At 71.3% G+C, this 20,937-nt stretch carries 19 protein-coding genes and 1 riboswitch; of the genes, 6 read left to right on the forward strand and 13 right to left on the reverse strand.

The genetic code is table 11. From position 1 onward, the window contains the following. Window positions 1–21: 21 nt before the first annotated feature. Window positions 22–249, reverse strand: a complete 228-nt coding sequence (locus tag N7925_RS01345) for a DUF5133 domain-containing protein (RefSeq protein WP_018955866.1) — start codon at window positions 247–249, stop codon at window positions 22–24. A 329-nt stretch (window positions 250–578) separates the two neighbouring features. Between N7925_RS01345 and N7925_RS01350 the strand changes: the two genes are divergently transcribed. Further along, a complete protein-coding gene (locus N7925_RS01350) occupies window positions 579–827 on the forward strand; it encodes a hypothetical protein (RefSeq protein ID WP_265597643.1) in 249 nt (82 codons plus the stop codon). A 143-nt stretch (window positions 828–970) separates the two neighbouring features. Here N7925_RS01350 and N7925_RS01355 read toward each other — a convergent pair whose 3' ends face one another. The 9 genes from N7925_RS01355 to N7925_RS01395 all read right to left on the reverse strand — a co-directional run bounded on the left by N7925_RS01355 (window position 971) and on the right by N7925_RS01395 (window position 7,704). Then, window positions 971–1,099: an LPFR motif small protein gene (locus N7925_RS01355; RefSeq protein WP_003964321.1), complete on the reverse strand. Its 129-nt coding sequence runs from the start codon at window positions 1,097–1,099 to the stop codon at window positions 971–973. 179 nt (window positions 1,100–1,278) lie between these two features. Beyond that, window positions 1,279–1,482: a cold-shock protein gene (locus N7925_RS01360; RefSeq protein ID WP_003964323.1), complete on the reverse strand. Its 204-nt coding sequence runs from the start codon at window positions 1,480–1,482 to the stop codon at window positions 1,279–1,281. Window positions 1,483–1,730: 248 nt separating this feature from the next. Next, on the reverse strand, window positions 1,731–2,171 hold the full coding sequence (locus N7925_RS01365) for a hypothetical protein (RefSeq protein WP_274342747.1): 441 nt from the start codon (window positions 2,169–2,171) through the stop codon (window positions 1,731–1,733). Window positions 2,172–2,338: 167 nt separating this feature from the next. Continuing rightward, window positions 2,339–2,737: a DUF6221 family protein gene (locus tag N7925_RS01370; protein ID WP_274342748.1), complete on the reverse strand. Its 399-nt coding sequence runs from the start codon at window positions 2,735–2,737 to the stop codon at window positions 2,339–2,341. Between the two features lie 94 nt (window positions 2,738–2,831). Next, window positions 2,832–3,287 carry a VOC family protein gene (locus tag N7925_RS01375; RefSeq protein WP_274342749.1) on the reverse strand — a complete coding sequence of 152 codons (456 nt, stop codon included), beginning with the start codon at window positions 3,285–3,287 and terminating at the stop codon, window positions 2,832–2,834. 3 nt (window positions 3,288–3,290) lie between these two features. Next, complete coding sequence (locus N7925_RS01380) at window positions 3,291–4,949, reverse strand: MFS transporter (RefSeq protein ID WP_274342750.1); 1,659 nt, start codon at window positions 4,947–4,949, stop codon at window positions 3,291–3,293. A gap of 137 nt (window positions 4,950–5,086) precedes the next feature. Continuing rightward, window positions 5,087–6,103 (reverse strand): NAD(P)/FAD-dependent oxidoreductase, encoded by a 1,017-nt coding sequence (locus tag N7925_RS01385; RefSeq protein WP_274342751.1) that lies wholly within the window; start codon window positions 6,101–6,103, stop codon window positions 5,087–5,089. Next, on the reverse strand, window positions 6,100–6,636 hold the full coding sequence (locus N7925_RS01390; RefSeq protein WP_265597649.1) for an isoprenylcysteine carboxyl methyltransferase family protein: 537 nt from the start codon (window positions 6,634–6,636) through the stop codon (window positions 6,100–6,102). Before N7925_RS01390 ends, N7925_RS01385 begins: the two co-directional genes overlap by 4 nt. 15 nt (window positions 6,637–6,651) lie before the next feature. After that, window positions 6,652–7,704 (reverse strand): type III polyketide synthase, encoded by a 1,053-nt coding sequence (locus N7925_RS01395; protein WP_265597650.1) that lies wholly within the window; start codon window positions 7,702–7,704, stop codon window positions 6,652–6,654. 118 nt (window positions 7,705–7,822) lie between these two features. Between N7925_RS01395 and N7925_RS01400 the strand changes: the two genes are divergently transcribed. From N7925_RS01400 to N7925_RS01415, 4 genes are all read left to right on the forward strand, one after another. Beyond that, on the forward strand, window positions 7,823–8,731 hold the full coding sequence (locus tag N7925_RS01400; RefSeq protein ID WP_274342752.1) for a UbiA family prenyltransferase: 909 nt from the start codon (window positions 7,823–7,825) through the stop codon (window positions 8,729–8,731). A gap of 164 nt (window positions 8,732–8,895) precedes the next feature. Continuing rightward, the gene (locus N7925_RS01405) at window positions 8,896–11,847 is read left to right on the forward strand and encodes a CARDB domain-containing protein (RefSeq protein WP_274342753.1); all 2,952 of its coding nucleotides are present in this window, start codon (window positions 8,896–8,898) and stop codon (window positions 11,845–11,847) included. Between the two features lie 119 nt (window positions 11,848–11,966). Next, window positions 11,967–13,046: an NAD(P)H-dependent amine dehydrogenase family protein gene (locus tag N7925_RS01410; protein WP_274342754.1), complete on the forward strand. Its 1,080-nt coding sequence runs from the start codon at window positions 11,967–11,969 to the stop codon at window positions 13,044–13,046. Further along, entirely contained in the window at window positions 13,043–13,525 is a 483-nt protein-coding gene (locus tag N7925_RS01415; protein WP_274342755.1) for a carboxymuconolactone decarboxylase family protein, read from the forward strand. The genes N7925_RS01410 and N7925_RS01415 overlap by 4 nt, the downstream gene beginning before the upstream one ends. An 88-nt stretch (window positions 13,526–13,613) precedes the next feature. Here the strand turns inward: N7925_RS01415 and N7925_RS01420 are convergent, their stop codons facing one another. Together N7925_RS01420 and N7925_RS01425 are read right to left on the reverse strand one after the other, a co-directional pair. Continuing rightward, the gene (locus N7925_RS01420; protein WP_274342756.1) at window positions 13,614–15,257 is read right to left on the reverse strand and encodes a GMC oxidoreductase; all 1,644 of its coding nucleotides are present in this window, start codon (window positions 15,255–15,257) and stop codon (window positions 13,614–13,616) included. A 146-nt stretch (window positions 15,258–15,403) separates the two neighbouring features. Continuing rightward, window positions 15,404–16,246 carry a transglycosylase SLT domain-containing protein gene (locus N7925_RS01425; protein WP_265597656.1) on the reverse strand — a complete coding sequence of 281 codons (843 nt, stop codon included), beginning with the start codon at window positions 16,244–16,246 and terminating at the stop codon, window positions 15,404–15,406. Window positions 16,247–16,249: 3 nt separating this feature from the next. Then, window positions 16,250–16,408, reverse strand: a riboswitch (cyclic di-AMP (ydaO/yuaA leader). A 483-nt stretch (window positions 16,409–16,891) separates the two neighbouring features. Here N7925_RS01425 and N7925_RS01430 point away from each other — a divergent pair. Beyond that, window positions 16,892–18,283, forward strand: coding sequence for an FAD-dependent oxidoreductase (locus N7925_RS01430; RefSeq protein ID WP_274342757.1), 1,392 nt, complete (start codon window positions 16,892–16,894; stop codon window positions 18,281–18,283). A 77-nt stretch (window positions 18,284–18,360) separates the two neighbouring features. Here the strand turns inward: N7925_RS01430 and N7925_RS01435 are convergent, their stop codons facing one another. After that, on the reverse strand, window positions 18,361–20,895 hold the full coding sequence (locus N7925_RS01435; protein ID WP_274342758.1) for a SpoIIE family protein phosphatase: 2,535 nt from the start codon (window positions 20,893–20,895) through the stop codon (window positions 18,361–18,363). Window positions 20,896–20,937: the final 42 nt, after the last annotated feature.

Raw genomic sequence — 20,937 nt, forward strand, 5'->3', positions numbered from 1 at the left:
CCCTTCCACGGTCGACAGCGCTCAGGCGGAGAGGACGGAGTCGTCCTCGGGCCGGGCGCCGGGCAGCTGGTGGCGGGCGGCGACCAGGGCGCTGTCGACGTCACCCGTGCCGGTCGACACGCACAGCGTGTACGCCACGTCGTCCATGCGCTGCCGGGCCTCCTCGCCGCCGCTCTCCGCGTGCAGCACACGCAGTGCCTCGTACTGCTCGATCAGGTTGCGCAGTACCGTGGGGTGGGCCATCAGCATGCGGGGAATCCTTCCGCCGTAATCGTCGAGTGGTGTCCTGCTCGCCCCGGGTGGGCACTGCCCCGGGTACCCGCCCACGGGCGAGCCACACACAGGGCACCGCGTCCGCCGCTCCGGTGCCGCGCGACGCGCCCCCGGCCGGTGGCCGGAGCTCCAATATGGCCGGGCGGCAGGGCCTCCGCATCTTCTCCGCCCCCTTCCTCTCCCTGGCCGAGGTCATGTGTCCCGGCCCTCACCGGCCCCCAGGACTGCTTCGCCCGGCAGCGGGTACCCACCAGGACGCATCACTCGTCCCCGGTCGTACCGGGGCAGTACGGAAGGAAGCTCTCATGACCGACCGCAGGCCGGAAGGCACCGCCTACACCGGGGCTTCCGGCAGCCCGCCCCCCGTTCCGGCGGACATGCAGGACCAGCAGACACAGGAGGGCGAGGACGCTCTCGACATACCGGTGCCGGACCGGGTCGCCCGCCATGGCGAACAACCCGACCTGGACGAGGCCGGTGCCGGCCGGAAGACGCCACGCAACGCGGGCGCACACCCCGAAAAGCATCCGACCCCGGACGAGACGACGGGCTGACGAGCACGTGCACGGTCAGGGGCTTCCGGCCGGTCGGGCCGCGCTCCGCCGGCTCCCACGCCCCGGATGAATCCGGACGGCTCACCGCGCACGGCATGCCCGTGCCCCGGCCCCTTTCCGGGCCGGGGCACGGGCATGTCCGCTCAGTGGTGGCCGCGCGCGCTGCTCGACGCGCCGCCGAACAGCCTGGCCAGGGCCCGGAAGGGCAGCGTGACCACGGTGGCGATGGCTCCTCCGATGGAGCGGAGTACATCTGCGATGGCCTTGAGCATGGGTCGCCCTCCATTCCCCCACAGACCTTCCGGAAGTTCCGGAACGATCGGTGCGAGATCCACCGCGTACCCGGCACGCGCCGTCCCAACCCGGGAGCCGCCCGGCAGGAGTCCACCCGGAACGCCCCGGAGCCCCGGAGCGCGCTGCGCTCCGGGGCTCCGGGGTCGGTCAACCCGGATCAGGCGGTGGTGATGTTCTCCGCCTGGGGGCCCTTCTGGCCCTGGGTGATGTCGAAGGTCACCGCCTGGCCTTCCTGGAGCTCACGGAAGCCGGTGGAGTTGATGTTGGAGTAGTGCGCGAAGACGTCGGGACCGCCGCCGTCCTGCGCGATGAAGCCGAAGCCCTTTTCCGAGTTGAACCACTTGACGGTTCCGCTGGCCATGCCCGTACCTCTCAGCAGTGAACGGATCCGCACCGCGCGGACCCGGAGGTGATCGCCCTGGTTCTCAGGCACTGCACAGCAAAACGCCCGCGCCAGGCGCGGGCAGGTACTGCGAACCACGACATCTTCCGGCGACGCTACACGCCGGGATCACTCCTCACCAGAGAGCAACGCCATTTTGCTGTGGATCACCTTCACGGTCACCGGCTCGTACCCCGCCGGCCGCGGTCCGTTCAGGGGCCGTCGGATCACCGGTACGACCCGCCTTCCACGGGAAAGCGGGAGAGACGTTCGCGGACCGATCGCTTCAGCCGTTCCTCCCACCGGTCCCGCTCCGCGACGTGGGGGAACAGCTCCCGCATCCGGTTGACCTCCTCGATCACGGCGCGTCGCTCCTCCATGAACCGGCGGTTCAGCGGACGTTCGATCCTCAGCAGGAGGGTGACGCACGCCGCGAGCGAGAGCGCGGACACGGCCAGGCCGACGGCGACGAGCAGGCTCCCGGGACCGTCGCCCATGGTGGCGGCGACGGCCAGGAACCCCGGGATCAGCACCGCGAGGGAGGCCGACGCGATCCGCGGCCGACGGACCCGTCGCCGCCGCGCGCTCAGGGCCTGGACGCCGGCCAGCCGCCGTTCCGCGGCCGCCAGCGTCCGCAGGAACGCCGCTCCGCCGTCGATCGCGGCCATGTCAGCCCCCGTTCCGCTGCGTGATGAACGGCCGGAGCTCCTGCCCGCAATGGGTGCGCAACGCGCCGATCCGCGCGTCGTCCAGGCCGATGGGGAGATGCTATCGATCAACAGGGCGCGACACACCGGCACTTGCGGGATTCGCGGGCGACCCGGGGCCTCTGGAGCTACTGGATGAACCGGGGCAGCCAGCGGGCCTGGTAGTCGGGGTGGCCCGCGTACTCGGCGGCCAGTTGCCGTACGGCGAATCCGAGGCCCACCGCGCGGCCGGAGCGGAAGTCATCGGCCGGGCGGTCGGTGTCCAGGTCAGCCACCTCCACGTACTCGCCGAGCATGACCCGGTGCGTCTCGATGCGCTCCAGGGTCCGTGCGGGATCCTGGAGCGCGATGTGCTCGTCGAAGCCCCGGCCCCGCACCGTGAACGCCACCCCGCCGGTGCGGTCGTGGACCTCGCCCGGCACATCGGCCGGGCACCGCCATCGGTCCCCGCCGGCGGCCAGTGCGACGTGTTCCTCGTCGGCGAGCCGCGACCGGACGAAGGCCACCATGTCTGCGTTGGCGCCCATTGGATGCCGCTCCCTTGCGCTGATGGATCTCTGCACTCGATACGGGGAGCATTCTGGTGGACCGGACGCGGCGCGATCCACCTCCGCATCCGGTTCACCCCGCCGTGTCCCCCGCGTGGTTCGCGGCCAGGTCGGCGAGGACCTTGTGCAGGGGTTCGGTCTTCCGCCGGCGGTACTCCTGCACCGCCCAGCCGTTGCCGTCGGGGTCGGTGAAGTACAGGAAGGTCGCCCCGTCGTCGGGGGCGTACCGCTGCGGCTCGGAGGCCTCGACGCCCCGGCCGACGAGCTCGGCGTGCGCGGCGTCGATATCGGTGACGCAGAGCTGGAGGCCGTGGTACGTGCCCGGCCGCGGGGTTCCGGTCGGGTTGGGCAGTCCGTCGGTGAGGGCGATCGAACAGCCGGAACCGGGTGGCGTCAGCTGGACGACGCGGGCGCCGGGCATCACCTCGTCGTCGATGTCGACGTGGAAGCCGAGTCTGTCCCGGTAGAAGTCCCGGGCCCGGTCGACGTCGGTCACGGGCAGCACGATCACTTCGAGGGTCCAGTCCATGGGTCAACTCTCTTTCGCGGGTCGCTCGGCCTCCGGGCCGGGCCGTGGTTCGTCGGTGCCGGGCCGTGGTTCGTCGGTGCCGCCGGGCCGTGGCCCGTCCGTCGCCGCGTCGCCCGTCCCCTCACCGGCGAGCGGTGCCGCGCCGCCCTGGAGGCGGGCCAGGTCGGCGGGCCTGACCTGGATGACGAACAGGGCGACCAGGGCGGCGACCACGGCGAAGCAGACCGCGACGACGAAGGCGCTGGAGACGCCCGAGGTGAGCACCTGGTCGCCCCAGGGCGGTGGCAGTTCGCCGGTCCTGCGGAACTCCAGCAGCTGGGCGGGCGTACCCTCCTGGAGGAATCTCGGCACCTGGTCGGTGGCCTCGTCGCGGCTGGCCGTGCCGAACGTCGTGACCAGGATCGACAGCCCCAGGGACCCGCCGACCTGCTGGGTGGCGTTGAGGATGCCGGAGGCGGCGCCCGCCTCCTTCGGGGCGACGCCCGAGACCGCCATCAGGGTCAGCGACACGAACTGCATGCCCATGCCGAAGCCGAACACGAGCATCGGGCCGAGGATCGAGCCGAGGTAGGAGCTGTGGACGTCGGTCAGCGTCAGCCAGCCGAGACCGGCGGCGGCCAGGAGCGCGCCCACCACCATGAAGGGTTTCGGTCCCCACCTGGGCAGCAGTTGGGAGGCCAGGCCTGCGCTGACCGCGATGACGGCGCTCACCGGCAGGAAAGCGAGGCCGGCCCGCAACGGGCTGAAGTCGAGGACGTTCTGCACGAAGAGGGTCAGGAAGAAGAACATCCCGAACATCGCGGCGGCGAGGCTGAGCATCATCGCGTAGGAGCCGGCGCGGTTGCGGTCGCGGAACATCCACAGCGGCGTGATGGGCTGTTTCGAGCCACGTTCGACCGTGATGAACACCGCGAGGAGCACCACGGCCACCGCGAACGAGCCGAGGGTCAGCGCGTCGGTCCAGCCGTCCTCGGAGGCGCGGATGAAGCCGTAGACGAGCAGCACCATGCCGACCGTCGAGGTGAGCGCGCCGGCGATGTCGAAGTGGCCCGGGCGGCGTGCGGACTCGGGGATGTAGCGAGGGGTCGCGAAGGCGATCAGCAGGCCGATCGGAACGTTGACGAACAGGACCCAGCGCCAGTCCAGCCACTCCACAAGCAGCCCGCCGGCGAGCAGCCCGATCGCGCTGCCGCCCGCCGAGACGGCCGCGAACACCCCGAACGCGCGGTTGCGTTCGGGGCCCTCACGAAAGGTGGTGGTGATCAGCGACAGGGCGGTGGGGGAGGCGATCGCGCCGCCGACGCCCTGGAGCGAGCGGGCGGCCAGCAACTGCCAGCCGTCCTGGGACAGTCCGCCGAGCAGCGAGGCGAAGACGAAGAGGAGCACGCCGAAGACGAAGACCCGGCGGCGGCCGAGGATGTCGCCGAGGCGTCCGCCGAGCAGCAGCAGGCCGCCGAACGTCAGCGTGTACGCGTTGACGACCCAGGAGAGGTTCTCGGTGGAGAATCCCAGGTCCTTCTGCATGTGCGGCAGAGCGATGTTGACGATGGTGACGTCGAGCACCACCATCAGCTGGCACGAGGCGATGACCAGCAGTGCCAGTCCGCCGCGGTGCCGATCGGAGGTGGCCGTATCAGCGGGTGTCGCGTGGGAGCCCGTCATGGTGGGGTTCGTCTCTCGTACCGAGGGCGGTTCGCCCGGTGCGGGCGGCCGGTCTCTGCGTCGGTCGGATGAACGCGGGCGTTCACCCGACCGACGTTATGCCGGAACCCCGAGCCCCGCCATTCGGGCGTCCGGCTTCACTGGAGTGCGTGGACCACGGTGCGGAAGAGGACGGGTGCCCGGTGGGCGGCGGCGACGATCAGCCGCCCCGAGGACGGCATGCCGGCGGCGCCCAGCAGGGCCGCGGTGAGCAGGCGGTAGCGTCGTGTGACCCGCGCCCACCGCCGGGGGTAGTCCTCGGGCCGCCCTGCGGTCAGGCAGTCGACCGCGGCCGTCGCGGTGGCCACCGCGAGGGCGATCCCCTCCCCGGTCAGGGCGTCCACATAGCCCGCGGCGTCGCCGACCAGCAGGACCCGCCCGGCCCGGGGGCCCTGTGCCCGCTGGCGCAGCGGCCCGGCCCCGCGTACGGGGGTGGTCCCCGCGCTGCCCGCGAGCCGGGCCGCGAGCGCGGGGAAGGCGGCCAGGTGCTGGTCGTAGGGGCGGCGGTCGCGGCTCAGGACGGCCACCCCCACCAGGCCCTCGCCGACTGGGGTCACATACGCCTCGCCGTGCCGGGACCAGTGCACCTCGACGAGGTCCGTCCACGGCGCGATCGCATAGTGGCGGCGCAGGCCGTAGCGTCCGGGCCCGGTGACGGGCCGGTCGAGGCCCAGGGTGCGGCGCAGCGGCGAGTGGAGCCCGTCGGCGGCGACGAGCCAGCGCGCGGTGAGTCCGGCGGCGGTGACGGAGTCCTCGTCCTGCCGGATCTCCCCTGCCTTCGCGGCGACGACGCGTACGCCGAGGGCGGCGGCCCGCTCGTGCAGGGCGGTGTGGAGTTCGGTGCGGCGGACGCCCGCGCCGGGGCCGCCCCGGAAGGCCGCCTCCGCGCTGCGCCGGCCGTCGGTGTAGCGGATGCCGCGCAGTTCGTGGCCGGTCACCCGTACGCCGAGGTCGCGCAGGGCCGCGACGCCGCCGGGCATGATGCCCTCGCCGCACGCCTTGTCGACGGGGGTGGTGCGCGGCTCGACCACCACCGCCTCCAGGCCGGCCGAAGCGGCCCGGATCGCGGCGGCCAGTCCGGCCGGGCCGCCGCCGACGACCAGGACGTCGATCACGCGGGTGCGTCCGCGGCCGGGAGGCGGGCGAGCGCCCCGTCCTCGCACCGGATCCGCACCACCATGAGCACGGCGTTGAGGGCGGTGAAGACGAGGGCGGTCACCCAGGCCCCGTGGACCAGGGGCAGCGCGAGGCCTTCGGCCGCGACGGCGACGTAGTTGGGGTGGCTCAGCCATCGGTAGGGGCCGCCGGTCACCCGGGGCAGGCCGGGGACCACGATGACCCGGGTGTTCCAGCGGGGGCCGAGGGTGCGGATGCACCACCAGCGCAGCACCTGCGAGGCCACGACGACGGCGGCCATCGTCCAGCCGAGTACGGCCGGGAAGGGGCGTTCGGCGAACCGGACCTCCGCCAGGCAGCCGGCCAGGAGCGCGGTGTGCAGCGCGACCATCGCCGGATAGTGCCCACGGCCCGATTCGACGCCGCCCCGGGCGAGGCTCCAGCGGGTGTTGCGGCGGGCCACGACGAGTTCGGCGAGGCGCTCGGCCGCGACGGCCAGCACCAGGAGGGTGTACCAGGTGGTCGAGGTCATGGGGGTCTCTCCTTCCTACCAGCGCAGCAGCACCAGTTCGCAGCAGAATCCCGGGCCCATGGCCAGCAGCAGCCCGGGGGTGCCCGGCTCGGGGCGGCGCTGTTCGATGGTGTCCCGCAGGACGTGCAGGACCGAGGACGAGGACAGGTTGCCGACGTCGGCCAGCGAGCGCCAGGTGACGTCGAGCGCACCGTCGGGCAGATCGAGGACCTCGGTGACGGTCTCCAGCACCTTGGGGCCGCCCGGGTGGCACACCCAGTGGGCGACGTCCTTCGGTTTGAGGCCGTGCTCGTCGAGGAACTCCCGTACGTCGTCGGCGAGATAGCGGCGGACGACGTCGGGCACGGCCGGGTCGAGGACCACGGTGAAGCCGGTGCCGCCGATGTCCCAGCCCATGACGTGCTCGGTGTCCGGGTACATGCGGCTGCGGGTGGCCACGATCTCGGGGCCGGAGACGGCCCGGCGGCCGCCGAGGGCGACCATGGCGGCCGCGCCGTCGCCGAACAGCGCGGTCGCCACCAGGTTGGCGGGCGACGGGTCGTGGCGCTGGAAGGTGAGGGAGCAGAGCTCGACCGACAGGAGCACGGCCACGTCGTCGGGGCGGCCGAGGAGGTAGTCGTGCAGCCGTGCCGTCCCGGCTGCTCCGGCGACGCAGCCCAGGCCGAAGACGGGCAGCCGCTTGACGTCCGATCGCATCCCCAGGCGGGTCACGAGCCGGGCGTCGACGGAGGGGGCGGCGATGCCGGTGACCGAGGTGAACATCAGCAGGTCCACATCGGTGGGCCGCAGCCCCGCCGCCCGCAGCGCACCACGTACGGCCTGGGCGCCGAGGTCCACGGCGGACCGGATGAAGACGTCGTTGGACGCGCCGAAGCCGTCGAGCTCGCGGTAGCCGTCCAGGGGCAGCACGGTGTGCCGGGTGCGGACCCGGGCGTTCTCATGGAGCCGGTCCAGGACACGGCGGTCGGCTCCGGGCGGCAGGCAGGTGCGGGCCACCATGTCGGTGACCTCGCGCTGGGTGTGGCGGTGGGGCGGCAGAGCCCCGTGAACCGCGGCGATGCGGGTCATCCTGCCTCCTGGTTCGGTGGCGTCATGGCCCCATCCTGCCCACAACGTGCGAGAGAACGGCGTAAAGGACCCGCCCGGTCGCCGCATTGACGGGGCGCCAGGCCCCTACGATCGCCCGATGGACGCCACGGACAGGGGGAACCGGGCCGGAACGGATCCGGCCGACGCCGAGTCGGCCGGAGCGGGGCCCACCGGCGCGGGGCGACGCGGCCGGGTCGTGGGGCTGGCGCTCGCGTGCCACCCGGGACCGGCGCTCGCGGTGACCGCGCTCGCCTGCGCCCTCGCCCTCGGCTCCGGTCTCGGCGGCCCCCGCTCCGCGCTGGTCACGGCGGCGGTGCTGACCGGCCAGCTCTCGGTGGGCTGGTGCAACGACGCGTACGACGCGCGGCGTGACGCCGACGCCGGCCGCCCGGGGAAGCCCGCCGCCGACGGCACGGTCGGGGCGCGTGCGGTGTGGGCGGCGGCGACGGTCGCGCTCGCCCTGTGCGTACCGCTCTCGCTGGCCTGCGGGGCGCTCGCCGGCACGGTGCACCTCGCCGCCGTCACCGCCGCCTGGCTCTACAACCTGTGGCTCAAGGCGACCGCCCTGTCCTGGCTGCCGTACGTGGCCGGCTTCGGCGCCCTGCCCGCCTTCGTCGCCCTCTCCCTGCCCGGCGGCCCGTGGCCCCGGTGGTGGACGGTGGCGGCCGGCGCGCTGCTCGGGTTCGCGGCGCATCTGGCCGACACCCTCCCGGACATCGCGGCGGACCGGGCGGCCGGGATCCGGGGCCTCCCGCACCGGCTGGGCGACCGGGGCACCCGGCTGCTGCTGCCGGTGCCGCTCCTCGGTGCCACGGCGGTGCTGGCGTTCGGCCCGCCGGGACCGGTGGACGCCGCGGGTGCTGCGGCACTCGTCCTGGCCGGTGCGGCGTCGCTCGCGGGCCCGGCTCTCGGCCGCCGGTGGCGCAAGGCCGCCCTGGCCGGAGCGGTGGCCGTGGCTGCGGTGGATCTGGCGCTGCTGCTGGCCCGGGGCGCCTCCGGGGCCTGAACGAGCCCCCCTAATCACTGATCCGACGCCTCATCAGTCGTGACGCCCGAATGACATGACCATGCGAAGACCGTTGACAAATCAGAAACAGGGCAGAAATCTATGAACCTCTCGCCGCAAAAGATTGACTTGCAGGCTCAAATATTGTGGAAGCAGAGGTCATCATGAGATGGAAACGACTCACCGGACAGTCGATCACCGGGCTGCTGATAGCCGGACTGGTCTCGGTCGGGCTCCTGCCCGTCGCAGCGAGCGCGGCTGAAGCCACCGATCTGGCCCGGGGCAAGCCCGTCGTCGCCAGCGGATCGCACGGCGGGTTCCCGGCCGCCAACGCCAACGACGGCAAGGTCGACAGCTACTGGGAGTCGAACGGACTGCCGGCCGACCTCACGGTGAAGCTCGGCGCCGACGCGGACCTGGAGTCCGTGGTGGTCAAGCTCAACCCCGACCCGATCTGGGGCAGCCGGACCCAGGACATCCAGGTGCTCGGCCGGACCCAGGACGGCACCGCGTTCACCTCGCTCCGGGCCCGCGCCGGCTACGCGTTCAACCCGTCGGGCAACCAGAACACGGTGACGATCCCGGTGGACGGCCGGGTCGCCGACCTCCAGCTCAAGTTCTTCGCCAACACCGGGGCGCCCGGCGGGCAGATCGCCGAGGTCCAGGTCCTGGGGACGGCCGCGCCCAACCCGGACCTCACCGTGAGCGCTCTGTCCTGGAGCCCTTCGTCCCCGTCCGAGACGGACGACATCACCGTCGAGGGGACCGTCCGCAACGCCGGTTCGGCCGCCTCCCCCGCGACGACCGTCAATGTGAGCCTGGGCGGCGTGGTCGTGGGCAGCGCGCCGGTCGGCCCGCTCGCCGCGGGAGCCTCGGCCCCGGTCTCGGTCGAGGCCGGCAAGCGGCCGCAGGGCTCGTACACCGTCTCGGCGCTGGTGGACCCGACCGACACGGTCGTCGAGTCGGACAACGCCAACAACAGCCGTACCACCGCCTCCCCGCTCGTGGTCGGGCAGAGCCCCGGCCCCGACCTGGAGGTCCGCTCCATCTCGTCCAGCCCGGCCAACCCGGCCGTCGGCGCGACGGTCACCTTCACCGTGGCGGTGCACAACCGCGGCACCAGCGCGGTGAGTGCGGGCACGGTCACCCGCCTGACCGTCGGTTCCACGACGCTCAACGGCACCACACCGGCCGTCGCGGCGGGCGCGACCGCGAACGTCACGGTCGGCGGCAGCTGGACCGCGACGAGCGGCGGCGCGACGCTGACCGCCATCGCGGACGCCACCAACCGGGTCACGGAGACCAGCGAGACCAACAACACCTTCGCCCGCTCCATCGTCGTCGGTCGCGGCGCGGCCGTTCCGTACACCGAGCTGGAGGCGGAGAACGCCACCTACCAGGGCACGCTGCTGAAGTCGGACGCCGAGCGCACCTTCGGGCACACCAACTTCGCCACCGAGTCCTCAGGACGCGAGTCGGTACGGCTCAACTCCTCCGGTCAGTTCGTGGAGTTCACCTCGACCGCCCCGTCGAACTCGGTCGTCGTGCGCAACTCCATCCCGGACGCGCCGGGCGGTGGCGGCCGCGAGGCGACCATCAGCCTGTACGCCGACGGTCAGTTCGTCCGCAAGATCGATCTCTCCTCGAAGCACAGCTGGCTGTACGGGAACACCGACAGCCCCGAAGGACTCACCAACACCCCCGGCGGCGACGCGCGGCGGCTGTTCGACGAGTCGCACGCCCTGCTCGCGCAGACCTACCCGGCGGGCACGAAGTTCCGGCTCCAGCGCGACGCTAGCGACAACGCCTCCTTCTACATCATCGACCTGATCGACCTGGAGCAGGTGGCGGCGCCCTCGTCCCAGCCCTCGGGCTGTGTGTCCATCACGACGTACGGCGCGGTGGCGAACGACGGGATCGACGACACGGCGGCGATCCAGCGCGCGGTGACGGCGAACCAGACCGGTCGGATCGACTGCGTGTGGATCCCGGCCGGCCAGTGGCGCCAGGAGCAGAAGATCCTCACCGACGACCCGCTCGACCGGGGTCAGTTCAACCAGGTCGGCATCCGCGATGTGACGATCCGGGGCGCGGGCATGTGGCACTCACAGCTCTACACCCTCACCCCGCCGCACGAGGCGGGTGGCATCAACCACCCGCACGAGGGCAACTTCGGTTTCGACATCGACGAGAACACGCAAATCTCCGACATCGCCATCTTCGGCTCCGGCACCATTCGCGGCGGCGACGGCAACCATGAGGGCGGGGTCGCGCTGAACGGCCGGTTCGGCAAGGACACGAAGATCAGCAACGTCTGGATCGAGCACGCCAACGTGGGCGTCTGGGCCGGTCGCGACTACACCAACATCCAGGAGCTGTGGAACCCGGGCGACGGCGTCGAGTTCACCGGGATGCGGATCCGCAACACGTACGCCGACGGCATCAACTTCGCCAACGGCACCCGCAACTCCACGGTCTACAACTCGTCGTTCCGCAACACCGGCGACGACGCGCTGGCGGTCTGGTCCAGCAAGTACGTCAAGGACCAGTCCCTCGACATCGGCCACGACAACAGCTTCCGCAACAACACCATCCAGCTCCCGTGGCGTGCCAACGGCATCGCGATCTACGGGGGTTACGACAACAAGATCGAGAACAACCTGATCTCCGACACGATGAACTACCCGGCCATCATGCTGGCGACCGACCACGACCCGCTGCCCTTCTCCGGGCAGACCCTGATCGCCAACAACGGCCTGTACCGCACCGGCGGAGCCTTCTGGAACGAGGACCAGGAGTTCGGCGCGATCACCCTCTTCCCGCAGAACCTGCCGATCCCCGGAGTCACGATCCGCGACACGGACATCATCGACTCCACCTATGACGGCATCCAGTTCAAGACGGGCGGCGGCCTGATGCAGGACGTCAGAATAGAGAACGTCCGGATCGACAAGTCCAACAACGGATCCGGCATCCTGGCGATGGGCGGCGCGCGCGGCAACGCGTCGCTCACGAACGTGACGATCACCGACTCGCGCGACGGCCACGTACTCATCGAGCCCGGTTCGCAGTTCACGGTATCCGGCGCCCCGAACGGCGCACGGGCCAAACGGTAACCGCTGCCGCGTTCCCGGGCCGGAGGATCGTCTCCGGCCCGGGCACTCTTCTTTCCACCCGATGAGTCGGGCCCTGCACGGGTCTGGGAAGTGCAGGGTCCCGGGGCTACCCTCCGCGCATGATTCCCACGGTTGTCTGGGGTACCGGCAATGTCGGCCGCGCGGCGATCCGCGCCGTCGAGGCCCATCCGGCACTGGCACTCGCCGCCGTCCTCGTGCACGATCCCGCCAAGGCCGGCCGCGACGCGGGCGAGCTCGGCGGGGTCGGGCGCACGCTCGGGGTCACGGCCACCGACGACATCGCCGCCGTCCTGACCGCCCGCCCCCGGGCAGTGGTCTACGCGGCGTCCGGCGACATCCGCCCCGACGACGCCCTCGCCGACATCGGCCGGGCGATCCGGGCCGGCGCGGTGGTCGTCACGCCCTCCCTCTATCCGCTCTACGATCAGCGCAACGCCCCGCCGGAGCTGCGGGACCCGGTCCTGGCCGCCATCGCCGAGGGGGGCGGCTCCCTCTTCGTCTCCGGAGTCGACCCCGGCTGGGGCAATGACGTCCTGCCCCTGCTGGTCAGCGGCCTCGGAACCGAGGTGGACGTCATCCGCTGCCAGGAGATCTTCGACTACTCCACGTACGACCAGGAGGAGTCGGTGCGCCATCTGATCGGCATGGGACACCCGATGGACTACCAGCCGCTGATGCTGGCGGAGGCCGTTCCGACGATGGTGTGGGGCGGTCAGATACGGCTCATGGCGCGGGCGCTCGAGGTCGAACTGGACGAGATCCGCGAGACCATGGACCGTCGGGCGCTGGAGTCGACGGTACGCACCCGCACGATGGGCGAGTTCGCGGCGGGCACACAGGGCGCGGTGCGCTTCGAGGTGCAGGGCATCGTGGACGGCGTGCCGCGCATCGTCATCGAGCACATCACCCGGATCCATCCCTCGTGCGCCCCGGACTGGCCGTCCCCGCCCGACGGGGTGGGCGCGCACCGGGTGGTGATCGAGGGCCGCCCCCGTATCGAGGTGACGGTCGAGGCCTCGGACGAGGACGAGAACCGGTCGGCGGGCGGGAACGCCACCGCGGTCGGGCGGCTCGTCTGCGCCATCGACTGGCTGGTGGACGCGGAGCCGGGCCTGTACGACGCACTGGACGTTCCGCTGCGGCCTGCGGTCGGCAGGCTGGGAAGGAGACCGGCATGATCATCGATGTCCCCGAGGGCCAGGAGCCCATCGGTTATGTGTGGGGAGAGATGGTCCCCGGCATCGGCATGGCCGCCGCCGCCTTCTCGATGTCCGTGTACGAGCACACGACCCTGGGGCTGCGGGAGTTCGAGGCGGCCAGGCTGCGGGTCGCGCAGATCAACGGGTGCCTGTTCTGCCTGGACTGGCGGACCGAGCGGGACGGGGCGAAGGTCGAGGAGGAGTTCGCCGGGGCGGTGACCGAGTGGCGTACGACCGGCGCCTTCGACGAGCGCACCCGGCTGGCGGCGGAGTACGCCGAGCGGTACACGCTCGACCACCACGGCCTGGACGACGCCTTCTGGAAGCGGATGACCGCGCACTACAGCCAGGCGGAGATCGTGGAACTGACGATGAGCATCGGCTCGTGGCTGGCGTTCGGGCGGCTCAACCATGTGCTGGGGATCGACGCGGTGTGCGTTCTGCCCGGTCACGGGTGAGCGCGGGCGCCTCCTGACGGAGTCCGGGGCCGCCGGGTTGGCACTCCCGGCCCCGGGCTCTTCGTCGGCCCCCGCATCCTGTGGGCGCCTACAGGTCGGTCGCGATGATCCGTTCGATGTTGCGCTCGGCGAGCGCGGTGATGGTGACGAACGGGTTCACGCTGGTGTTGCCGGGGATCAGTGCGCCGTCGATGACGTACAGGCCCGGGTAGCCGTGCAGCCGGCCGTAGTTGTCGGTGGCCTTGTCCAGGACCGCGCCGCCCAGCGGGTGGTAGGTGAGGTGGTCGCCCCAGATCTTGTGGACGCCGAAGAGGTCCGTGCGGTAGATCGTCCCCTCCTTCTGGTTGATCCTGTCGAAGATGGTCTTCGCGGCGTCGATGGACGGCTGCTTCCACGCCGTCTGCCAGTCCAGCTCGGCTTTCCCCGCCGCCGCGTTCCAGGTGAACCGGGCCCGGTGCGGGTTCTTGGTGATGGAGAGGTAGAACGAGGCCCACGTCTCGATCCCGGTGGGCAGCGGCGCGACTTCGGCGAACGCCCCGCCGGCGTCCCAGTTGTCGATGCCGCCGGTGGGGATGGACGACTGCACCTTCCCCGTCGGGTCCCAGAGGTGGTTGGCCCGGCCGCACATGACGTTGCCGTTGTCGCCCCAGCCCTTGCCGACCTCGTCGTTGAGGAGGGGCAGCGCGCCGGTGGCCTTGAGGCCGACGAGCAGCTTGCTGGTGCCCACGCTGCCCGCGGCGAAGAACACCTTGTCCGCCGTGACGGTCTTGGTGGCGGTCGTCCGGCCGGCGGTGTCCAGCTGGTCGATGAGCACCGTGTAGCCGCCGCCCGGGGCCGGGGTGACCGTCGTGACCCGGTGGAGCGGGGAGATGGTGACCCGGCCGGTGGCCCTGATCCGGTCGATGTAGGTCTTCTGGAGCGATTTCTTGCCGTAGTTGTTGCCGTAGAGGATCTCGGCGTCCAGAGCCGACCTGGGGACGGCCCCGGCCGCCTCCTGCTTCATGTAGTCCCAGTCGTAGACGGCGGGAACGAAGAGGAACGGGAAGCCCGAGCGCTGGGCGTGTTTCCGGCCGACCCGGGCGTACTGGTAGCAGTCGACGCTGTCGAACCAGGCGGGATCGATGGTGGTGACGCCCAGTGAGCTGTTGGCGCGCGGGTAGTAGGTGCTGTACATCTCCTCGGCGTTCACCGTGGGGAGGATCGCGCCGAAGTTCTCCCGGCGTGGGGTGACGGCCATACCACCGTTGACCAGCGACCCGCCGCCTACGCCACGGCCCTGGTAGACGGTGATGCCGGCGAACTCCTCGGCGTCCAGGATGCCCGTGTAGCGGTTGACCTGTCTGTCGATGGGGAAGCCGAGGAAGTTGCTCAGCGGCTGCTTGGTCCGGGTCCGCAGCCAGAAGGAGCGGTCGTCCGGCCTGGTGGTGTTGGCGAAGATCTTTCCGTCCGCGCCCGGCGTGTCCCAGGCCATGCCCATCTCGACCATATGGACGTCGACGCCGGCCCGGGCGAGGCGGAGGGCGGCCACGGAGCCGCCGTATCCGGTACCGACGACCAGCACCGGCACCCGGGCTCCGGAGCCGATCGGCGCTGATGCCGCCCGGGCGCCGGCCCACGCCGGTGCGGTGTGTCCGGCTATCGCCGCTCCCCCCAGAAGAGAACCTGTTCCAGTGATGAATCTTCGACGCGAGACACCCTTGGCCTCGCCGTCCCGCATGGCTGCGTCGCCCATGTGACACACCTCACTCTCGATAGAGTGCAACAGGTTCTACTGTCGATCGCGTGGTAAGTCACTAGAAACTTGGAGGTAACTTCCCGGTACGCCCGAGGGGCCCCGGACCATGAGGTCCGGGGCCCCTCGGGCGTGGGCACGGAGGATCAGTAGGCGCCGAAGACGTTGTCGATCGAGCCGTACCGGTCCGCCGCGTAGTTGCACGCGGCCGTGATGTTGGCGACCGGGTCGTAGCTGTCGGTCGAGGTGCCGGGCACGTGGTAGGCCTGGAAGGTCGGGTCGATGACCTGGAGCAGCCCCTTGGACGGGGTGCCCTTGACCGCGTTGGAGTCCCAGTTGTTGATCGCGGCCGGGTTGCCCGAGGACTCGCGCATGATGTTGCGGTGGATGCCCTCGTAGGTGCCGGGGATGCCCTGCTCGGCCATGACCGCCAGCGACTCCTTGATCCAGCCGTCGAGGTCGTTCGTGTACGTGACGGCCTTCTCGGCGGCCGGCGCGGCCTTTGCCACGGGAGCGGCGTTGACGCGCTCCGAACGGTCGGCACGGTCCGCCTCGGCACCGCGCGCGGTGGACGGGGAAGCCTGGGCGGCCTTGTCCGACTTACCGCCCGAAGGGGCCTCGGTCTTGGATCCGAGGGTCAGCTTGATTCCGGGGTGAATGAGATCGGGATTCTCTCCGATGATCTTCCGGTTGCCTTCGTACAGCTTCTCCCAGCCGCCGCTGACGGAATATTCGCGGGCGATCTTGGAAAGCGTTTCACCGGCCGCCACGGAATGCTGGGCGGGCGCGGCCTGTACGGCGGAATGCGCCTGGGCCACCGAGGCGGGCGCCACGGCCTGCTGCGGAGCCGTGGCGGGCGCGGGGGCCGCGAAGGCACTGGTGGCACCGATCACCGGGAGGGCGAGGACGGCTCCACCGGCGGTCACGGCGGCGAGGCCGCGGCGCAGCGAGATGGACTGGGGACGACGGTGCTTACCCTGTGCGGGCATGGGGGATTTCCTCTCCGGCGCCTACGAGGTGAGCTGTCGGGTTCAGACGGGAGATGTCTGGCCGCACGCTCGTGCGGCTTCACCCCAAGCCGTTCCGGTTACGGATCGGCGACTTACCTGGGTCCCCCGCTCCTGCCGTACGTGAGTGGGTTTCGGATTCCCGGACGGCGGCAGGATTCGGCGTTCCATCCGGATTGACGGTGACCGTAGGCGAGAAACGTCGAACAGAACAAGCCCCACATTCCGGATTCCCTTTTTCGCGGAAGATCGAAAGGCGGAATCGCCGGATCGGATCATTCCGTCACGCCGTCAACTTTCGTCGCACGGAAGGGAACCGATGCTTCCGCTTCCACGTCGGCCCCTTCGGACGTGACGCTCACCACTCCCTCGCGGCGGTGGCGAAAACAAGCTCAAGCAAATGCCCCAGCAGCCCCAATAGGCCCCTTATCGAGCAGAATTCCCAAAAGAAACAAAACACCCATACCGGCACAATAAAACGGGCCAATCGGACACTCTAGGCAGGGCCGGCCGAAGGGCCCGCGGGGCGATCGCTTACGGTGTGCGGTGGAGACTAGTAAGCCAACCCTTACCTCCGACGTACGCTGTACCTGCCCGCGTTCGCCCGCCCCGAAGGATCACCACGCCATGACACGCCCCGTCCGCGTCGCCATTGTCGGAGCCGGCCCCGCCGGTATCTACGCTGCGGACGCGCTGCTCAAATCCGAGGTCTGCCAGGACCCGGGGGTCTCCATCGACCTCTTCGAGCGCATGCCCGCGCCCTTCGGCCTCATCCGTTACGGCGTGGCCCCCGACCACCCGCGGATCAAGGGAATCGTCAAGGCCCTGCACCAGGTGCTGGACAAGCCCCAGATCCGGCTCTTCGGCAACGTCAGCTACCCGCACGACATCGGCCTGGACGACCTGCGGTCGTTCTACGACGCGGTGATCTTCTCCACCGGCGCCGAGGCCGACCGGGCGCTCGACGTCCCCGGCATCCAGCTGGACGGCTCCTACGGCGCGGCCGAGTTCGTCTCCTGGTACGACGGGCACCCCGAGGTCCCCCGCACCTGGCCGCTCACCGCGGAGAAGGTCGCCGTGCTCGGCGTCGGGAACGTGGCCCTGGACGTGGCCCGCGTCCTGGCCAAGACGGCGGACGAGCTGCTGCCCACCGAGATCCCGGACAACGTGTACCAGGGCCTCAAGGAGAACAAGGCGCTGGAGGTGCACGTGTTCGGGCGGCGTGGCCCCGCACAGGCCAAGTTCAGCCCGATGGAGCTGCGGGAGCTGGACCACTCCCCCAACATCGAGGTCATCGTCAACCCCGAGGACATCGAGTACGACGAGGGCTCCATCGCGACCCGCCGGGAGAACAAGCAGGTCAACATGGTCGCGCAGACCCTGGAGAACTGGGCGATCCGCGATGTCGGCGACCGCCCGCACAAGCTCTTCCTGCACTTCTTCGAGTCCCCGGTCGAGATCCTCGGCGAGGACGGCAAGGTCGTGGCGCTGCGCACCGAGCGCACCGAACTGGACGGCACCGGCAACGTCCGGGGCACCGGTCGGTTCACGGACTGGGACATGCAGAGCGTCTACCGTGCCGTCGGCTACTACTCGGAGGAGCTGCCCAAGCTCCCCTTCGACGTGGCCTCCGGCACCGTGCCGCACGAGGCGGGACGCGTCATCGCCGGCGACGAGCCCATGGCCTCGGTCTACGTCACGGGCTGGATCAAGCGCGGTCCGATCGGTCTGATCGGACACACCAAGGGCGACGCGAACGAGACGGTCGCCTGCGTCCTGGAGGACCGGGCAGCCGGTCGGCTGCCGGAGCCGGCCACGCCCGCTCCGGAGGCCGTCGAGGCCTTCCTGGAGGACCGCGGCGTCCGCTACACGACCTGGGAGGGGTGGCACAAGCTGGACGCCCACGAGCAGGCGCTGGGCGCGGTCCAGGGCCGTGAGCGGATCAAGGTCGTGGAGCGCGAGGGCATGCTGGAGGCCTCTGGCGCCTTCGCGCCGGCAGAGCCGCCGGCCGACGCCTGACCAACGCTTGATCGACGCCTGAGCGCGCTTGAGCCGCAGGCGCTTGACCCGCAGGCGCCTGACCGGCAGGACGTCTCTCAGGAGGCCGGATCCGGAGCGCCCGCCGTGCGCCCCGGATCCGGCCTCCTGAACGTGCGCCAGAGGTCCGGCCCGGGCGCCCGGTCCTGACGGGGCCGCCGGACCTCCGGGGTCCCGGCCCACCGGGCGGCGAGCAGGATCGCGATGTCGTCGGGGCGGTCGGTGGCCGCCCTGGCCTCTCCGATGACCTGGTCGGCCGTCTCGGCCAGGGGGACCGCACCGATGCGTTCGACGGTGGCGCGCAGCCGCTCGATCCCCTCGTCGATGTCCGTCCCGGGGCGCTCGATCAGCCCGTCCGTGAACAGGGCGAGCATCGCGCCCGGTTCGAGGCGCATCTCCGTGACCGGGTAGGCCGCCTGCCCGTCGATCCCGAGCACGATGCCGCCGGGCAGGTCCAGCACTTCCGTCCGGCCGTCCGGCCGCCGCAGCACCGGCTGCGGGTGGCCCGCCCGTACGGCGCGGGCCACTCCGGTCACCGGGTCCAGCGCGATGTAGCAGCAGCTCGCGAACTGGCCCGGGTCGAGGTCGATGAGCAGCCGGTTCGTCCCGCTCATCACCTCCCGGGGATCGTGGTTGCTCAGCGCAAACGCCCTTACCGCACTGCGCAGTTGCCCCATGGTCGCGGCGGCGGAGACACCGTGGCCCTGTACGTCGCCGATGATCAGGGCGAGTTCGTGGCCGGTCTCGATGACGTCGTACCAGTCGCCGCCCACGTCCATCCCCTGGGTGCCGGAGAGGTAGCGTCCCAGGGTGTCCACCCCGTCCACCTCGGGCAGCCGGTGCGGCAGCAGGGCGTTCTGGAGTCCGCGGGCGAGGGCCGACTCGCTGTCGTAGCGCTGGGCGCGCTTCAGGGCCTGGGCGATGAGTCCGGCCAGTGCCGTCAGGACCGTACGTTCCTCCGGGCTGAAGCCGCGGGGGCGGTCGAACCCGAGGATGCAGGAGCCGACGGGCCGCCCCGAGGCGATCAGCGGCAGGAACGCGCGGGCCCCGACGTCCGCGTCGATCGGGATGCCCGGATAGGCCTCGGTCAAGCGCTGCATGGACTCGAAGAACATCGGGCGGCCCGTGGTCAGGGTCTCCACCCCGGGAATGCTGACGTCGAGCTCGACCCCTTCGAAACGGTCGAGGAAACCCTTCGGGAACCCCGTCTCGAAGGCCAGATGGAGATGGCCCTCGTCCAGCAGATAGATAGCGAGCCGGCGGCCGCCGAACGCGGGCAGCAGCTCCTCCGTGACCACCTCGGAGACCTGACGTGCCGTGACCGCCTCGGTCAGCGCGATGGCGAGGGCCACCGGCCGGTACAGCGCCGAGGAGCGGTCGGCGGTCGAGCCGATGCCCAGGCCCGGCGCGGTGACCGAGCCCGGGGCGTAGTCCGGCCGGTCGGTCTCCTGGAGGACGACGCTCACCCCGTCGTGGCCCGGGTACAGGGACACCGACAGCCAGCGCGAGGGCGGGCGGCGGGCGAGGAAGTGGACGGGCTCGTCGGCCATGAGGGCGGCCCGGTAGTGGTCCTCGTAGGCCTCGTGCCCGAACCACGGCAGGGCCTGCCACACGACGTGGCCCACGAGCTCCTCCCGGGAGTGGCCGAGCAGCTCCTCGGCGAGGCCGTTCGCGTAGGTGATCCGGCCCAGCCGGTCGAGGGAGAGGATGCCGCGCGGCAGCCGGTCGGCTGCCTCCGCCACGACGGGCCCCGCGCCGAGGTCGACCAGGAAGCCGCTCAGACGGCTGGCGGACACATCGCCGACCGGGTGCGTCCAGCGGCCGGACAGCTCCAGCAGATGGGACCGGCCGTCGGGCCCGCGCAGCCGCATCCGCCGGACGACCGGTTCGGCCGATTCCACCGTCTGGCGGGCCAGCGCCCACAGCCCGTACACGTCCTCCGGGACCAGCCGTTCGGCGAGCGCGTCCACGGTGCCCGGGAAGGCGGCGGGCTCGAAGCCGAGGATCGCGCAGAGTTCGTCGTCGGCGGCGACCTGCCCGGAGTGCAGGTCCCAGTCGAAGCGGCCGACCCGGACCGGGGGCGTGGTGGCGGCGGGCAGCTGCACGGGAACCGGCTCGGTCTCCCATACGCAGTCGACGCCCCGCTGGTCCAGATCGGTGAGCGCGTCACCGAGCCGGTGGCCCAAGCGGTGCAGCCGGGCGCCGTCGGCGGGGGCGACCGGCCGCCCCGGCGTGGAGGCCCGCAGGATCGCCAGCACGCCCAGGCTCCCCCGGGGTCCGGTGATCGGCACCCACAGCGAACCGAAAGGGAACGGCAGTCCGGCCATCAGCTGCGGGAACCGGCGCATCGCTTCCTCCGCGTCGGAGAGCAGCACGGGCCGGCCCGAGCGGTAGGCCTCGGACACCGGGAAGGGCCGGTTCACCTGCATCCGCCACCAGGGCCGGAACAGCGGTCCCGGCAGTCCGGCGAGCACCGCGAGCCGCAGCAGCCCGGGCGTCCGGCTGCGGAGGTAGACACCGCCCGCGTAGCCGTCGCTCGACTCGACGGCGCTGACGAGGGCCTGCGCGAGTACGAGGGACAGTTCGTCGGGCACTCGGCCACCCTCGTGTTCCCCGGCCGCGGCCCCGTTTCCGGC

This window comes from Streptomyces sp. CA-278952, from assembly GCF_028747205.1.
Lineage (GTDB): Bacteria > Actinomycetota > Actinomycetes > Streptomycetales > Streptomycetaceae > Streptomyces.

Bases quoted from the DNA above. Each gene is read 5' to 3' on its own strand.
- N7925_RS01345 (WP_018955866.1), bottom strand. From the start codon at position 249: ATGCTGATGGCCCACCCCACGGTACTGCGCAACCTGATCGAGCAGTAC.
- N7925_RS01350 (WP_265597643.1), top strand. From the start codon at position 579: ATGACCGACCGCAGGCCGGAAGGCACCGCCTACACCGGGGCTTCCGGC.
- N7925_RS01355 (WP_003964321.1), bottom strand. From the start codon at position 1,099: ATGCTCAAGGCCATCGCAGATGTACTCCGCTCCATCGGAGGAGCCATC.
- N7925_RS01360 (WP_003964323.1), bottom strand. From the start codon at position 1,482: ATGGCCAGCGGAACCGTCAAGTGGTTCAACTCGGAAAAGGGCTTCGGC.
- N7925_RS01365 (WP_274342747.1), bottom strand. From the start codon at position 2,171: ATGGCCGCGATCGACGGCGGAGCGGCGTTCCTGCGGACGCTGGCGGCC.
- N7925_RS01370 (WP_274342748.1), bottom strand. From the start codon at position 2,737: ATGGGCGCCAACGCAGACATGGTGGCCTTCGTCCGGTCGCGGCTCGCC.
- N7925_RS01375 (WP_274342749.1), bottom strand. From the start codon at position 3,287: ATGGACTGGACCCTCGAAGTGATCGTGCTGCCCGTGACCGACGTCGAC.
- N7925_RS01380 (WP_274342750.1), bottom strand. From the start codon at position 4,949: ATGACGGGCTCCCACGCGACACCCGCTGATACGGCCACCTCCGATCGG.
- N7925_RS01390 (WP_265597649.1), bottom strand. From the start codon at position 6,636: ATGACCTCGACCACCTGGTACACCCTCCTGGTGCTGGCCGTCGCGGCC.
- N7925_RS01395 (WP_265597650.1), bottom strand. From the start codon at position 7,704: ATGACCCGCATCGCCGCGGTTCACGGGGCTCTGCCGCCCCACCGCCAC.
- N7925_RS01400 (WP_274342752.1), top strand. From the start codon at position 7,823: ATGGACGCCACGGACAGGGGGAACCGGGCCGGAACGGATCCGGCCGAC.
- N7925_RS01405 (WP_274342753.1), top strand. From the start codon at position 8,896: ATGAGATGGAAACGACTCACCGGACAGTCGATCACCGGGCTGCTGATA.
- N7925_RS01410 (WP_274342754.1), top strand. From the start codon at position 11,967: ATGATTCCCACGGTTGTCTGGGGTACCGGCAATGTCGGCCGCGCGGCG.
- N7925_RS01415 (WP_274342755.1), top strand. From the start codon at position 13,043: ATGATCATCGATGTCCCCGAGGGCCAGGAGCCCATCGGTTATGTGTGG.
- N7925_RS01420 (WP_274342756.1), bottom strand. From the start codon at position 15,257: ATGGGCGACGCAGCCATGCGGGACGGCGAGGCCAAGGGTGTCTCGCGT.
- N7925_RS01425 (WP_265597656.1), bottom strand. From the start codon at position 16,246: ATGCCCGCACAGGGTAAGCACCGTCGTCCCCAGTCCATCTCGCTGCGC.
- N7925_RS01430 (WP_274342757.1), top strand. From the start codon at position 16,892: ATGACACGCCCCGTCCGCGTCGCCATTGTCGGAGCCGGCCCCGCCGGT.